Source organism: Hymenobacter aerilatus (assembly GCF_022921095.1).
GTDB lineage: Bacteria > Bacteroidota > Bacteroidia > Cytophagales > Hymenobacteraceae > Hymenobacter > Hymenobacter aerilatus.
On sequence record NZ_CP095053.1, the window covers coordinates 3,149,140 to 3,164,292 of the forward strand.

General features: G+C 58.7%; 9 protein-coding genes. 5 read left to right on the plus strand and 4 right to left on the minus strand.

All coding sequences use genetic code 11. The features are described 5' to 3' along the window. Window positions 1–27: 27 nt before the first annotated feature. On the plus strand, window positions 28–1,437 hold the full coding sequence (locus MUN82_RS13155; protein WP_245091100.1) for a TolC family protein: 1,410 nt from the start codon (window positions 28–30) through the stop codon (window positions 1,435–1,437). A 191-nt stretch (window positions 1,438–1,628) separates the two neighbouring features. On the opposite strand, the gene MUN82_RS13160 is transcribed toward MUN82_RS13155, so the two are convergent. After that, window positions 1,629–2,849: a zinc dependent phospholipase C family protein gene (locus tag MUN82_RS13160; RefSeq protein ID WP_245091101.1), complete on the minus strand. Its 1,221-nt coding sequence runs from the start codon at window positions 2,847–2,849 to the stop codon at window positions 1,629–1,631. Between the two features lie 244 nt (window positions 2,850–3,093). Here MUN82_RS13160 and MUN82_RS13165 point away from each other — a divergent pair, with 244 nt between their 5' ends. The 3 genes from MUN82_RS13165 (at window position 3,094) to MUN82_RS13175 (ending at window position 9,548) form a co-directional block, all read left to right on the plus strand. After that, entirely contained in the window at window positions 3,094–3,501 is a 408-nt protein-coding gene (locus MUN82_RS13165) for a hypothetical protein (protein ID WP_245091102.1), read from the plus strand. Window positions 3,502–3,781: 280 nt separating this feature from the next. Next, window positions 3,782–8,254, plus strand: coding sequence for a CusA/CzcA family heavy metal efflux RND transporter (locus MUN82_RS13170; protein ID WP_245091103.1), 4,473 nt, complete (start codon window positions 3,782–3,784; stop codon window positions 8,252–8,254). 61 nt (window positions 8,255–8,315) lie between these two features. Continuing rightward, window positions 8,316–9,548 carry an efflux RND transporter periplasmic adaptor subunit gene (locus tag MUN82_RS13175; protein WP_245091104.1) on the plus strand — a complete coding sequence of 411 codons (1,233 nt, stop codon included), beginning with the start codon at window positions 8,316–8,318 and terminating at the stop codon, window positions 9,546–9,548. 69 nt (window positions 9,549–9,617) lie between these two features. Here the strand turns inward: MUN82_RS13175 and MUN82_RS13180 are convergent, their stop codons facing one another. Beyond that, entirely contained in the window at window positions 9,618–10,355 is a 738-nt protein-coding gene (locus tag MUN82_RS13180; RefSeq protein ID WP_245091105.1) for an SDR family oxidoreductase, read from the minus strand. Window positions 10,356–10,560: 205 nt separating this feature from the next. After that, window positions 10,561–11,367: a helix-turn-helix domain-containing protein gene (locus tag MUN82_RS13185; RefSeq protein WP_245091109.1), complete on the minus strand. Its 807-nt coding sequence runs from the start codon at window positions 11,365–11,367 to the stop codon at window positions 10,561–10,563. Window positions 11,368–11,733: 366 nt separating this feature from the next. Here MUN82_RS13185 and MUN82_RS13190 point away from each other — a divergent pair, with 366 nt between their 5' ends. Further along, the gene (locus MUN82_RS13190) at window positions 11,734–14,367 is read left to right on the plus strand and encodes an MGH1-like glycoside hydrolase domain-containing protein (RefSeq protein ID WP_245091110.1); all 2,634 of its coding nucleotides are present in this window, start codon (window positions 11,734–11,736) and stop codon (window positions 14,365–14,367) included. A 61-nt stretch (window positions 14,368–14,428) separates the two neighbouring features. On the opposite strand, the gene MUN82_RS13195 is transcribed toward MUN82_RS13190, so the two are convergent. Beyond that, entirely contained in the window at window positions 14,429–15,019 is a 591-nt protein-coding gene (locus MUN82_RS13195; RefSeq protein ID WP_245091111.1) for an RNA polymerase sigma-70 factor, read from the minus strand. Window positions 15,020–15,153: the final 134 nt, after the last annotated feature.

A 15,153-nucleotide genomic window follows, 5' to 3' on the forward strand; every position in this document is an offset into this window, starting at 1 on the left:
CCCATTCGTTCTCCTCTCCTACCCTGCATGTTGTCCGCTGCCCGTTTCCATTTTCTTTTCACTTCTTTTCTGTTGCTGACCAGCGTGGCGGTGGCCCAGCAACTTCCCAAACCCGAAGCCAAGCCGCAAACCGAAAAGCCTGCTACCGTAGTGCCCGCACCGCCGCTTTCTCTGGAAGACGCACTACGGCTAGGCCTGCAAAGCAACTACGGCATCTTGCTGGCTCAGCGCGACGAAGAAATAGCCAGCAACAACGTGACTCGCGGCAATGCTGGTCAATTACCAGTAGTTAATGGCAACGCCCTGCGCACGTTCAACATCAACAACTCCCGCCAGCAACTCAACGAAAACGATCCGCGCGTGGTGCGCGGAGGGCGTGCTAACGCCTTGGCCGCTACGGCTAATCTGAACTGGACGATTTTCGATGGCTTGGGCATGTTTGTCGCCCTGGACAGGCTGCGTACGCTGGAGCAGTTTCAGCGGGAAGTGACGCGCACAACAGTGGAGCAAACTGTTGCTGATATTACTGACGCCTACTACGCTGTGGTGCGCGAGTCAGGCAAGATTAAGTCGCTGGAAGAGGCCTTGAACATTGGGCAAGCACGTATCGATCTGACGCAGGCGCAAGTGGATGTGGGGCTTACGGCCAAAGTAAATCTGCTCACGGCCCAGGTGGATTTCAACGCCGACCGATCCTTGCTTATTCAGCAGCAGGAACTGTTGGCTACAGCTAAAATCAATTTAAACAACCTGCTCAGCCGGGCACCTAGCGTTGATTTTCAGCCTATCGATTCGATTGTAGTAACCCGTGGCCTCAACCACGATGCCATTGTGCAGGCCGTGCGTCAACGCAATCCGCGCTTGCAACAGGCCCGTTTGAACACCGACGTAGCCACCTACGAGCGTCGCTTGATTCGGGCCAGCCGCTACCCTACCCTGGCGCTTACGGGTAGCTATGGCCTCACGCGCAACATCAACAACGCCATCTTTATCAACACGCCCGATGGTAGCTTTCTGGGTTCCAACATCAACCGCGTGTATGGGCCGGGCTACGGCGTTACGGCCTCTATCCCAATTTTCGATGGGTTCAACCGCACGCGCTTAGAGCAAAACGCTCGGGTAGCGGAGGTGCAAACCCGGCTGGAGCTAGATCAGACTCAGCTTCAGCTAGACACCGAACTGGAGCAGGCCTACGTGCGCTACCAAAACCGCTTGCAACTCTTGCAGCTGGAGGAAGACAACATCAAGCTGGCTCGCCAAAACGTGGCCATTGCCCTGGAACGTTACCGCCTGGGCCTGCTCACGCCCCTGGATCTGCGCGTAGCCCAACGCACCCAGCTCGACGCTGAAGTGCGCCTCCTCGATATCCGCTACGACGCCAAGCAAGCCGAAACCGCGTTGCGCCGCCTGAGTAGTGGTTTGGTGCAGGAGCAGTAGGCAAGGGTAGAAGGGTGTGAGAGTAAGAGGGGTAGGAGGAGTATAAAAAGCGTGTCATCCTGAGCGCAGCGAAGGACTTTATAACAGCAGAACGAGTCGTTGGTACGTTCGTCGTTCATGCGTGAGAAGGTCCTTCGCTGCGCTCAGGATGACACGCTTTTTACCTTCACCCTCTCCTATCGTCCTACCCTTTACTTCATCGCCCGCAAATCAGCCAAGGCGGCTTTGGTTTTTTCGATCTTCTCCTTTTCGTCTTCGTCGGCGGGAGGTTGGGGCGGCGTGTTGGAGAAGAACGCCAGGATGCTTTGGCGCAACTCGGGCGTCATGCCTTCAAACTTTTTATCGTGCAGCTTGCGGATCAGCTCGCCGTACGTTTCATCGGCCAGCGGGTACTCGCCCAACTTGGTGGCGTGGCCCGTATCGAAATCATAGTTGGGCAGGTCGGGAGTTTTGCTGACAGCCATGTTTTGCGTAGTAGCCAGCACCTTGCAGTAATCCTCCATCACCTCCTGAAAGCTCTCCTTGAAAAACTTCTGCGCCTCGGGGGTAGGCAGCTTGAAGGCAAAGGGCCGCAACGGACCAATTTTAGGCAGTATCTGCACTGCTTTCGACAGGATTTTGGCCCCGAAACCCGGCTTGTCGAAATCGGTGGTACCAAACTCGCGGCGGTATGCCCGCTGATTCACGTGGTACACATAGTCGCGGCGGCGGGCGCGCTTGTCCAGCTTCTTGATATTCTTACGCTCGGCATGCCAGGCCGCCCGTGAGGCCGTCGGAATCAGCTGCATCACCGAGAAGCGGTAAGCACTGATGCTCAGGTCTACGTTGAACACGATCTGGCCCAACTCCAGGCCGTAGGTTTTCTGGAAAGCGCGCTCTAATAGGTCTTTATCTACCTGAAAGCCGATAAAGTCGTGGTATTTATCGGAGCGGTAGCGGCCGGCGGCCAGCTGCACCACATCAAAGGCAAACTCCAGCTGCGTATGCTGAATGGGCGCCTGCTCGTAAGTGATGTAGTTGCCAAACTTAGCTGCCAGATCGGGATATACAGAGGGCATGGCGCGGTTGGTGCCTTCAGAGTGCCCTTTGATGTCGGCCACGTAGTGGGCCAGCGCCCCCAGGGCAAAAGCGTATTCATCCCGGTCGTGCGCTTCGTTGAGCATATTCTGCACAAAGTCGCCGCTGCGGACGTAATGCGTCAGGTTGGTAAACAACTCGGAGCCGAACGGGTAGTAGCCCATGTCCTGAATAATAGATCCACCGTAAGCATAAGCCTTGGCCGATTTCCACTCCTCGGGGTAGCACCGGGGTAGCGCTTGGCCAGCAGCGGCACCAGGCAGCGCCGCCACGCCGAGTCGACGTTGGCCTGGTGCGTGAGCACCGAATACGCAGTAGCCGATGACGGCCACCATACGAGTAATAGCAGCAGGCTGCCCAGGAAAAGGGATTTTTGCATAGTAGCAGTTTCCCAAGAACCATGAGCCTTGGGACAGAGTGAACCTACGCAAAAGTTGCACTGAAGTTGGACTGCCGCCAGCTTTCATAGTGCAGCTAGATGACCGACAACCAGCTCAGTTACGCCCTTCGGCATTGCGTGCCAGTGCATAATCCGGATAACCGCCTCACAAACGGGCTTTCTGCCGTACCTTTGCCCGCATGAAATCCGTGCTGGCTTTCTTCCTGGCGTTGCTGATGCTACTGGGCAGCCTGATTCCGCAGAACGATTTGTCGGAACTGACCAAGCTGCCCGAGCTGCTGGACCACTACCAGTACCACCACACCGTGGCGGGTGGCAGCTTGTCGCTCAGCGAGTTTCTGGTGCTGCACTATAGCCCCAACACGACGCACTACCTGCACGCGCACTCGGCCCAGCACAACATAGAGCACCAGAAGCTGCCCCTACACAGCCACCACGACTGCGTGATGGCCGCCTACGTGCTGCCTACCCGGCCCATAGTTGTACCCCTACGCGTGCACTGGCCCACACCTGCGCTGCGCGCCTCAGAAGGGCCGATGTACGCGTTCAGTTTCAGCCGGGCGCTGTTGCAACCACCGCGGGCCTAAATCAGGTAGGCCGCCCGCAGGAATACGCTGCATATAGCCAAGCAAATCCGGACTCGTTTGCACGTACCACTGGCTGATACGTTGTGTATGAGCCGCTTGCCCCTACCCTGCCAGCAGGTGGCTGCACGCTGACCCTACCCCAGCCGGCTGCTGTAGCCGGCCCGCTTCCTCCCTATTTCCTTAAAGCTAACCTGGCTACCCGTGGCCGCGCCTGCCTATGCGGTGGGCCCGCTGGGGCGAGGCCTGTTTTTCGGCGAAGCGCAGCTTTGCCCACCTGCTCATGCTCTCTCGAATTATTGCTCTGAGTATCCGCAACAAGCTACTTGTGTCCCTGATGCTCCTCGCCCTGGTGGCATGGGGTGGCTATGCGGCCACTACCCTACCACTGGACGCCATCCCCGACGTCACCAACAACCAGGTACAGGTCATCACCCAGTCGCCGGCGCTGGCGGCGCAGGAGGTGGAGCAGCTGCTCACCATTCCCTTAGAATTGCAGCTGCGCACCATTCCCAACGTGCGCGAAATCCGCTCTATCTCGCGCTTTGGATTATCGGTTATTACGGTGGTGTTTGAGGAAGACGTGGATACCTACCTCACCCGCCAATTGGTAGCCGAGAAGCTCACCACTGCTCAGGCCGACCTAGGCGCGGGACTGGGCACGCCTACTATGGCGCCCATCACTACCGGCCTGGGCGAGATTTTCCAGTATTCCCTGCAAGTCGACCCCAAGTACAAAGACCAGTACTCCCTCTCAGCCCTGCGCGACATGCAGGACTGGATTGTGAAGCGCCAGCTTGCCGGCGTGCCGGGCGTGGTGGATGTGAGCAGCTTTGGTGGCTACGTGCGCCAATACGAGGTGAGCGTAAACCCCGAGCGACTGGCCTCGGCCGGCGTGAGCCTGCCCGAACTGATGCAGGCTCTGCAAACCGGCAACGGCAACACCGGCGGCAGCTACCTGGAGCGCGGGCCCAACGCCTACTTCATCCGGGGCGAGGGTAGAGTAGAATCTCTGGACGACATCCGGCAGATTGTAGTGAAGCAGGTAGGGAGCGTGCCGCTGCTGGTGGGCGACGTAACGACCGTGCAGTTTGGCCATGCCGTGCGCTACGGCGCCATGACGCGCAACGGCCAGGGCGAGGCCGTGGGCGGTATTGTGCTGATGCTGAAGGGCGCCAGCTCCGAGGCCACCATTAAAAGTGTGAAGGAGCGGGTGGCACAGATTGAGAAATCCCTACCCCCTGGTGTGCGCGTGCTCCCCTTCCTCGACCGTACCAAGCTCATCGACAAGGCCATTCACACGGTCAGCAAAAACCTGCTAGAGGGCGGCGTCATCGTCATCATTGTGCTGCTGGTACTGCTGGGCAACCTGCGCGCCGGGCTGGTGGTGGCAGCCATGATTCCGCTGTGCATGCTGTTTGCGCTGGCCATGATGAAAGTCTTCGGGGTGTCGGCCAACCTGATGAGCCTGGGCGCGCTGGACTTCGGGCTGATTGTGGACGGGGCTGTGATTATCGTAGAGGCTATGATTTTCCACCTGGTGCACGAGCGCCAGCGGGCCGAAAACGAAACGATGGACCAGGTGGCACAATCGGCGGCCACGCGCCTTATGCGCTCGGCCTTGTTCGGTCAACTCATCATCCTGATTGTGTATTTTCCCATCCTGTCGCTGACTGGGGTAGAGGGCAAGATGTTCCGCCCCATGGCTCTCACGGTGAGCTTCGCCATCATCGGGGCCATGATTCTGTGTCTCACCTACGTGCCAGCCGTGGCGGCCTGGGCTTTGCGCAAGGATATCAAGGAGGAAGGCACCCTGGCCGACCGCATCATGCGGACCCTGCACCGTGGCTACGACCCCATCATTCGGGGGGCACTGCGTATCCGGCCCATTGTGGTAGGGGCAGCAGTGGCGTTGCTGGTAGGGGCGGTGTTCATCTTCTTGCGTATGGGCGGCGAATTCATTCCGCAGCTCGACGAGGGAGATTTTGCTGTGAACGTGACGCTGGCGCCCGGCTCGTCGCTGGACCAGAGCATCAAGACCACCACCAAAGTACAGAAAACCCTGCTGCGCGAGTTTCCGGAAATCCAGCAGATTGTGGGCAAAATCGGTACCTCCGAAATTCCGACCGACCCTATGTCACTGGAAGACTCCGACCAGATAGTGATTCTAAAAGCGCAGGATGAATGGACCTCGGCTCACTCACGCGAGGAGCTGGCCGGTAAGATGCAAGAGGCACTGGCCGGCATTCCGGGTATCAACCTGGAGTTTCAGCAGCCCATTCAGATGCGCTTCAACGAGCTGATTTCGGGCGTGAAGTCGGATATCAGCATCAAGATTTACGGCGACGATCTGGAAGTGCTCTATGAAAAGGCCAACCAGGCTGCTGCCCTCATCCGGCCACTGGCAGGGGTAGGCGACCTGAAGGTAGAGCAGATTGTGGGCCTGCCGCAGATGCGCGTGACCTACGACCGCGCCAAGCTGGCCCGCTACGGCCTGCGCGTGGAAGACCTGAACACACTGCTGCGCGCCTCCTTCGCGGGCGACGTGGCCGGTCAGGTCTACGAAAGGGAGCGCCGCTACGACCTAGTGGTGCGCCTCGACTCGGCCCGCCGCACCAGCCTCGCCGATTTGCGCCGCCTCTACGTGGATTTGCCCAACGGCCAGAAGATTCCGCTGGAAGAGGTAGCCCAGGTGCAGTACCGCAACGCCCCTACCCAAATCTCCCGCGACGATGCCCGGCGTCGCATCAACATCGGCGTGAACGTGCGCAACCGCGACATTCAGAGCCTGGTAGAGGAAATCCAGCAAAAACTAACGCAGGGCGTGAAGCTGCCCACCGGCTACTCGGTGGTGTACGGGGGCGAGTTTGAGAATTTGCAGCGCGCCAAGGCCCGCCTCGCCATTGCAGTGCCCGTGTCGCTGCTCCTGATTTTTACGCTGCTCTACCTCTCGTTTCACTCCGCAAAGCAGGCGGCCCTCATTTTCACGGGCATTCCGCTGGCAGCCATTGGCGGTGTGCTGGCGCTGTGGCTCCGCGACATGCCATTCAGTATTTCGGCGGGGGTAGGATTTATTGCCTTGTTTGGAGTAGCTGTTTTGAACGGCATTGTGTTGGTAGCTAGCCTCAACGAGTTGGCCGCTGAGGGCGTGCGCGACGTGCGCGAACGGGCCTTGCGTGCTACCGCCGAGCGTTTCCGGCCGGTGCTGCTTACGGCGGCGGTAGCCTCATTGGGCTTCCTACCCATGGCCCTGTCTACCTCGGCAGGCGCGGAGGTACAAAAGCCCTTGGCCACGGTGGTAATTGGCGGTTTGATTTCGGCGACGCTGCTCACGCTGGTAGTGCTGCCCGTGCTTTACACCTATTTCACCAAGGATGGTGAGCCTAGCCCTACAGCCGAGGCCGAAGCGGCGGCTGATCGTCAAGAGGAGGAGGCACGACGGGCCGAAGAAGAGTTGAAACACCATAAACCGGTTCCAGAAACGCCACGCACCGGACCAGCCACCACCTTACTGGTGATGCTGGCCGCACTATCAGGCTTGCTCCTGCCCCGTGCGGCCACAGCCCAGAATACGCTGGGCAGCACGGCCGGACAAGCCACTGTGGCGCCACCCACTGGGCCGTTGTCGGTGGGGCAGGCGTTGCAGGCGGGGTTGGGTCAGAGCTTGTTGGTGCAATCGGCAGCGCTGGATGTGCGCCGGCAGCAGGCCCTGAACCGCTCGGGCTACGACGTGCCGCGCACGGTGCTGGACTACCAGCGCGGGCAGATTTCGGATGCCGCCACCGACCAGAGCTTCAATATCATTCAGCAAACGGCCTTCCCTACCCTCTACGCAGCCCAAAAGCGCCTGCTAGAAAACCAGACGGGGGCCGCCGAGCAGCGCGCCCGCACCCAACTCCGCGAGCTAACCCGCGTGATTCGCACCGACTACTACGACCTGCTGATTGCCTACCGCCGCGTGCAGTTGCTTCGTCGCCAAGACAGCCTCTACCGCCGCGCCGCTCATGCCGCCCGCATCCGCTACCAAGTGGGTGAAACCAACCGCCTGGAACAGGTAGCCGCCGAGACCCGCATGCTGGAACTGCAAAACCAGCTCCTCACCCTGCTCACCGATGTACAGGTGCAGCGCCAGCAACTGGGTGTACTCCTGGGCTACCCTACCCCCATAGATATTGACACCGCCGCCAGCGTGGTCGCCATCCTCAACCCCGCCGATACAACGGCTCTTTCGCCCGAGGCCAACCCTACCCTGGGACTGCTGCGGCAGGAGGTAACGATCAGCGCACAGCAAACCAAGGTGGAGAAACTGCGCCGCCTGCCTGATTTGCGCGTGGGCTACTTCAACCAAAGTATCAGTCGGGTAGGCGGCTACCAGGTGGCGCAGGCGGGTGTGGCGGTGCCCTTTTTGGGTGGCGTGCAAAAAGCGCGTATTGCCGCCGCCCGCCTGGGCGAGCAGTACGCCACCAACCAGCTCAACTACTACACCATGCAGCTCAACAGCCAGCTGCGCACGCTACGGCAACAACTGGCCCGCGCCCGCGCCTCCTTGCGCTACTACGAAACCGTGGCCCTACCCCAAGCCCGCCTGGTATTGAGCACGGCCGAAAAAAGCTTCCGCGCCGGCGACGTGGAGTACGTGACCTACGTGGTGAATACCGAGCCTGCCTGGCAGATTCAGCAAGCTTACCTCGACCAAGTGGGCCGCTACAACCAACTGCTGTTCCAGCTCCAGGCTCTCACGGGCACGGAGGAATAAGTTTTCTTTTTGATTTCTACGTTTTCTACATATGCTTTTCTCGCTGTTTTCTGCAACACCTGTGACCTCACCTACCGGCCCCCTCTCCCCAAGAACAGGGAGCTGGGGGGTGAGGTCCGCCTACCCGCTCCTCCTGCTATGTGCCTGGCTCATCACGGCCTGCAATTCTACCCCCACAGATTCTGAAACCAAGGAAACCCCCGCCGCGGCTGGCGTAGAAAAGCCTACCTCTCCCGATCAGCTGACCCTTACCCCTACCCAAACGCAGGCCGCAGGCATTGAAATCGGGGCGTTTGACCACCAGGAAATGACCACCGACGTGCCCGCCAATGGCCTTATCGACGTGCCACCTCAGAATATGGCGTCTATTTCGGCGGTGATGGGCGGCTACGTGCAAAAGGTGAATGTGCTGCCGGGCCAGTTCATCAAGCGCGGCGGCACCGTGGCCGTGCTACGCCACCCCGACTACCTCCAGTTGCAACAGAACTACCTGCAAAGCCGCGCCCGCCTGCGTTTCCTGCAACAGGAGCTAGACCGCCAGCAGGTGCTCGACGCCGAGGACGTAGGCGCCAAGCGCAAGCTCCAGCAGGCCCAAGCCGACTACCAGACCGAGCAGGCTGCCCTGCGCGCCCTGGCTGCCCAGGTGCGAATGTTGGGCCTATCAGTAGCCCGGCTGGACGGCGGCTACATTGCGCCTACCGTACCGCTCACGGCCCCAGTGGGTGGGTTTGTGCGCGCCGTCAATATCAATCCTGGCCAGTACGTGGGGCCGCAAGATGTGCTAGTAGAAGTGGTAGACCGCTCCGATTTGCACCTGGAGCTGAAGGTGTTTGAGAAGGACATTGCCCGCGTGAAGGTAGGCCAGCGCATCCTGTTCAGCATTCCCAACAGCAGTTCGCCCGACAACATGGCGGCCCGTATCTTTTTGGTAGGCAAGGCCTTCGACGACAACGACCGCACCGTGAGCGTGCATGCCCACCTGGAGCCCGAGCGCGACGACCTGCTGCCCGGCCAGTACGTGTCGGCGCGCATCCAGACGGGCGGGCGCCGCCAACGCACCCTCCCCGAAGACGCCATTATTCAGGACGGCGAAATGAGCTACGCCTTTGTGCGCACCGCCACCGACAGCGCGGGTAGCTCCTTCCGGCGGGTACGGGTGCGCACGGGCCAGCCCCAGCACGGCGCGGTGGCCGTCACGCTGCTAGACCCTGTGCGCGACACCACCCAGCTTGTGCGAAGTGGCGCCTACTTCCTGCAAGCCGAGCTAACCAAAGGCCAGGGCGGCGACGAGTAACAGCCAGCTGTGGCGCCGGACCGACGAATGCAGGTCGCCAGATGGACTTCAGCCTACCCCCGTAGTTCTTCACCACGGGCACGTTGCGGGGGCGGAAAAGTATTCTTCACTGAAATAGCGGCCGGTGGGTCCATCTGGACCCAGCAACGCATACTTCACAATACGATGCCCCGCTTCTGCAACCGTGCTGGTGCCCTGGTGGCCTGTGAAGTCAGTTTGGGTGTAGCCCGGGCATACTGCATTGACTTTGAAAGGCGTGTCGCGCAGTTCGTAGGCTAGGTTTAGGGTGTACATATTCAGGGCCGTTTTTGAAGCCTGGTACACCGGAAACCGGTAGGCAAAATTCTCGTTGTCGAAGTCAGCATACAGCGTCAGCGATGCCATGGCAGTGCTTACGTTGACAATGCGCGGCTCCGGCGAGGCCGACAGCAGATCGAGGAATGCCTGCGTGACCCCAGCCACGCCGAACACGTTGGTTTCAAATACGTCCCGAAACTGCGTCAGCGTGGCATGCCGGGCCGACTGCGACATGCCACCAGAAATACCTGCGTTGTTGACTAATACATCTAGAACGGACGTTTTTTCGCCAATTGCGGCCCGGACCGCCTGGATGGAATCGGGATTGGTGACATCTAGCTGCACAGCTGCGAGGTTTGTGAGACCTAGCGCGTTGAGCTGCTGCACGGCCGCTGTCCCGTTGGCGGCATCGCGGCTACCGAGATACACAAAAAATCCGTGTTGGGCGAGCAGCTTGGCTACTTCCAGGCCAATGCCTTTATTGGCGCCTGTTACTAAGGCTGATTTCATGGGGTGAAACAGGTGAGGGTGAATAAGAAAAAATGAACAGACGGAATCCTTCCGTCCGGATACTTTAGGCAAGGGCATAGCCTTGCTTGTCAGGACGTTTACAAGACCTGCTACCGTGTTTGGAATGAATAAAGCGAGACCACACAGCCTGTCTCTTGCAGTGCCATGTTAGTAGTTGCCTCAACCAACTACCAGCTGTTGGCCGCTACCTGATGAGAGCCGTTGGGGAATAGCCAAACTGCTTTTTGAAAGCGTAGGAGAAATGCGCCAGATTCTCGAAGCCTACCTCTAGGTACAGCTCCACGGGCTTTTTCTTCTTTTCCGCCAGCTGATAATGAGCCAGTGCTAGTCTTTTCTGCGTCAGCCAGCGCTGCGGACTCACCTGAAAGGCCTTTTTAAAATCTCGCTTAAAGGTAGTAAGACTGCGGCCCGTTAGGTAGCTAAACTTGGCTAAGGGCATATTGAACATATAGTGCGCCTCCATAAACTCAACCAGATTCAGCTTGCCGGGCTCGCGGAAGTCGGCTAGCACCTCATCACTTCGTATATCGAGGCTGCGCAGAACCTCCACCACTTCGGCTATTTTCGCGGCAAGCAGCTTTTCTGGTAAGCGCTGCTCCAACTCTAAGTAGGGCATTAGAGAAGCGAAGACGCTCTGCAACAGCGGACTCCGTGGAAAAAGCAGCAAGTTGGCGGCCGCAGGCCGGGTAGGTTTTGGGGTATGGTGCTCGTAATACGCCTGTACCAGGGGGGTAGGCAGTTTCAGAACGATGGCCCGATAGGCGGCCCCGTCTTTCGGGTATTTGAGTAGGGTAGCTGGCTGGTTCCGGGGTAATAATACCGTATCACCCGCTACACAGTGGAGCGTGCGAGCAGCCTGCACCACCTTCAACTTACCTGCCACCACACCAACTAGCACGTTTTCCTCGAAGGTTTTCTCTCCCCCGTAGCGTTGGTCGCCGTTGCAGACCATTAACAGATCGACATAGTGATTTATCTGCTTCTCGTTCATACTAGATAGAAAAAAACTACGGTTGCCTACCTGTCAAACAGCTTGCGTTGGGTTGGAGAGCTAATCGACAATGCAAAAGTAGGTTCTATCGAACGGCAGCACTTTGTTCAAAAGGCCAAATTTGCTTTGCTTAGAAGACCACGCATAACCACGACTGCCTTTCACATCTAAGTCATAGAAACAAGCTGGACGCCTTCTTCCACTCGTTTGCAACCTCTTAAAAACGGGAAAAGAGAAGTCATTTCTGCCATGGACTCCCACGCTAATTTGCGGCCTTCCGCAACCTGAATCGTTTCTGGCAGTAACGGTAGACATTCGACCAGCCCAAACCCAACCGTTTGGCTGGCGCCACGAGCTTTCTCCTGCATGACGCCCGAACAACAACGCCTGGCTGAGTCTGCCACCATTCCGTGGAAGAAATTCGGCCCCTACCTTACTGAGCGCCAATGGGGTACAGTACGCGAAGATTATAGCCCCGATGGCAATGCCTGGGACTACATCACCCACGACATGGCCCGTAGCTACGCCTACCGCTGGGGCGAAGAAGGCCTCGGCGGCATCAGCGACGACAAGCAGCATCTGTGCTTTGCTGTGGGCCTATGGAACGGCCAAGATGAGATTCTGAAGGAACGCCTGTTCGGCCTCACCAACGGCGAGGGCAACCACGGCGAGGACGTGAAGGAGCTGTACTACTACCTCGACAGCACTCCTACCCACTCCTACATGCGGATGCTTTACAAGTATCCGCAGCGGACGTTTCCATACCAGAAACTGCTGCGCAAAAACAAGCGCCGCACGCGCAAGCAGCCCGAATACGAGCTGCTCGACACGGGTATTTTTGACGACAGTCGCTACTTCGACGTGTTCATGGAATACGCCAAGGCCGGTCCGGATGATCTACTGATACAGCTGACCATCCACAACCGTGGGCCGCGCAAAGCGCGCTTGCACGTGCTGCCACAGTTGTGGTTTCGCAATACCTGGGCCTGGGGTGAGGGCACTCCTACCCGCCCCCAGATGCGTACTCCCGCCCCCGGCACCGTGCAAGCCGACCACGAGGCGCTGGGCCGCTACCACTTCTACTGCGACCAGCAGCCCGACCTGCTCTTCTGCGACAACGACACCAACTACATCCGCCTGCAAGAGCCGCCCCGCGCGACGCGTTACTTCAAAGACGGCATCAACGAATACGTGGTGGATGGCGACCCTAGCGCTGTCAATCCGGCCAAGGTAGGCACCAAAGCGGCGGCCCACTATCGCCTTAGCCTCGATGCCGGCGCTTCCCAAACCGTACGTGTGCGCCTGAGTCAGCCGGTCCATGAGGCGCCATTTGCGGAGTTCGACGACGTGTTTGCCCAGCGCCGACAGGAAGCCGATGAGTTTTACGATTGCGTGCAGGAGAGCGTAACGGACCCTGATGCGCGCAATATTCAGCGGCAGGCGTTTGCCGGTATGTTGTGGAGCAAGCAGTTTTATTACTACGATGTCACGACGTGGCTCGACGGGGAGCCGAACGGCCCGAAGTCGTCTATCCGCCGCCGCAAGGGCCGCAACGCCAACTGGCGCCACCTCTACAACGCCGACATCATCTCCATGCCCGACAAGTGGGAATACCCCTGGTATGCGGCCTGGGACTCGGCTTTCCACTGCATTCCGCTGGCGATGGTCGACGCCGACTTTGCCAAACAGCAGTTGCGCCTGTTCACCAAAGACTGGTACATGCACCCCAACGGCCAATTGCCCGCCTACGAGTGGAACCTCGCCGATGTGAACCCACCCGTGCACGCCTGGGCCACGTGGCGCGTGTATCAGATGGACAAGAAGCTGCGCGGCCACGGCGACCTGCAATTCCTGGAAGCTGTCTTTCACAAGCTCACGCTCAACTTCACGTGGTGGGTGAACCGCAAGGACAAAAGCGAACGGAACATCTTTGAGGGTGGCTTCTTGGGGCTGGATAATATTGGGGTGTTCGACCGCTCGGCTCCCCTACCCACCGGCGGCCACATCGAGCAATCAGACGGCACCAGCTGGATGGCCATGTTTGCCCTCAACCTGATGCGCATGGCCCTGGAGCTGGCCGGTACCAACGCTGTGTATCAAGAAATTGCCGGCAAGTTCTTTGAGCACTTCCTCTACATTGCGGACGCCATGACCCGCGGTGGCGACGGCCGCTTCGACCTCTGGGACGACGACGACCAGTTCTATTACGACGTGCTGCGCACCCCCGACGACGAGCGTACCATCCTGAAGGTGCGTTCCATTGTGGGCCTGATTCCGTTGTTTGCCGTGGAAGTTATCGATCAGGAGTTGCTGGATACGGTGCCCGAGTTTACGGCCCGCGCCACGTGGCTGCTCGAAAACCGCCCTCACCTGGCCAAACTGGTTTCTCATTGGCAGGAGCCGGGTAGGGCGGCGCGGCACAAACTGTCGTTGTTGCGGCGCGAGCGGCTGAGCCACGTGCTGCGCCGCATGCTCGACGAAACGGAGTTCTTGGCGCCTCACGGCATCCGGGCGTTGTCGCGCTACCACTTAGAGCACCCGTACGTGTTCAGCACCGACGAAGACGACTTTGAGGTGAGCTATATCCCCGGCGAGGCCGAATCCAGCATGTTTGGGGGAAATAGCAACTGGCGCGGCCCCATCTGGTTCCCCATCAACTTCTTGATCATCGAGTCGTTGCAGCGGTTCTATGCGTACTACGGCGACTCGTTCACCATTGAGTATCCTACCGGCTCGGGACAGGAGTGCACATTGCGCGAAGTAGCCCTGGCTCTCTCCGACCGCCTCACGAGCCTGCTCCGCAAAGATGAGCAGGGTAGGCGCCCGGCCTTCGGCAACGACGAGCTGCTGCAAACCGACCCGCATTTTAAAGACTACCTACTCTTTCACGAGTATTTCCACGGCGACGACGGCCATGGCCTGGGCACCAGCCACCAAACCGGCTGGACTGGCCTAATAGCCAAGCTACTGAGCCTACCCAGCGGAGGCGCTGCGTTTTAGCAGCTCATCCTCACGCACAGGCCCCGTTTCTCACCAGAGAGGCGGGGCTTTGTGTTATTTCCTACCCCCGGTGCGCGCTCAGCAAGAGCAGTAGCAGCCATACGCCATCTTTCCACGTCAGCCTCAGATGCTGCAACGCCGCGGTAATTTGGTTTTCGACGGTCCGTTTGGAAATACTCAGCCGGGTGGCAATTTCATGGTTGGAAAGCTGCTGCAACCGACTGAGCACAAATATCTCGCGGCAGCGAGCGGGTAGCTGACTCAGGTACGTGAGTAAGCTCGCTTCTATGTCGTGGTGCGAAAACTGCTCGTCGGCACTATTGCGGCTGGTGGCAGTGGCCAGCGTTTCGCACTGCTCGCTGTAGTGTAGCGGAATAGCGCGAGCGGCGCGCACGTGCCGAAACACTTGGTAACGCGTGGCGGCCGTGAGGTAGGGTAAGAAGGCGTCAATCTGTAGTTTGTCGCGCTTCTGCCACAGGGTCAGAAAAATATCGTGCACTATCTCTGTGCACGCCTCCCGGTCTTTCACTGTGGCAAACGCCAGCGCAAACAGCCGTGCCCAGTACCGATCAAACAGGGCCACAAAAGCCTGTTCGTCGTCGCGACGAATGGCTTCCCACAGCGCAAAATCAGTTGGTTGGTTCGACGCCATCCCTTGTTTTTACTAACGTGTACCAGTACTCAAATTATCGATTTATTATTAAAACAAAAAATTATTGATTTTTTTCATCGGTTTATGTGTGTCCTGTTGCGGAATTGACACTATACTCTTAGAAAGCATTCCGT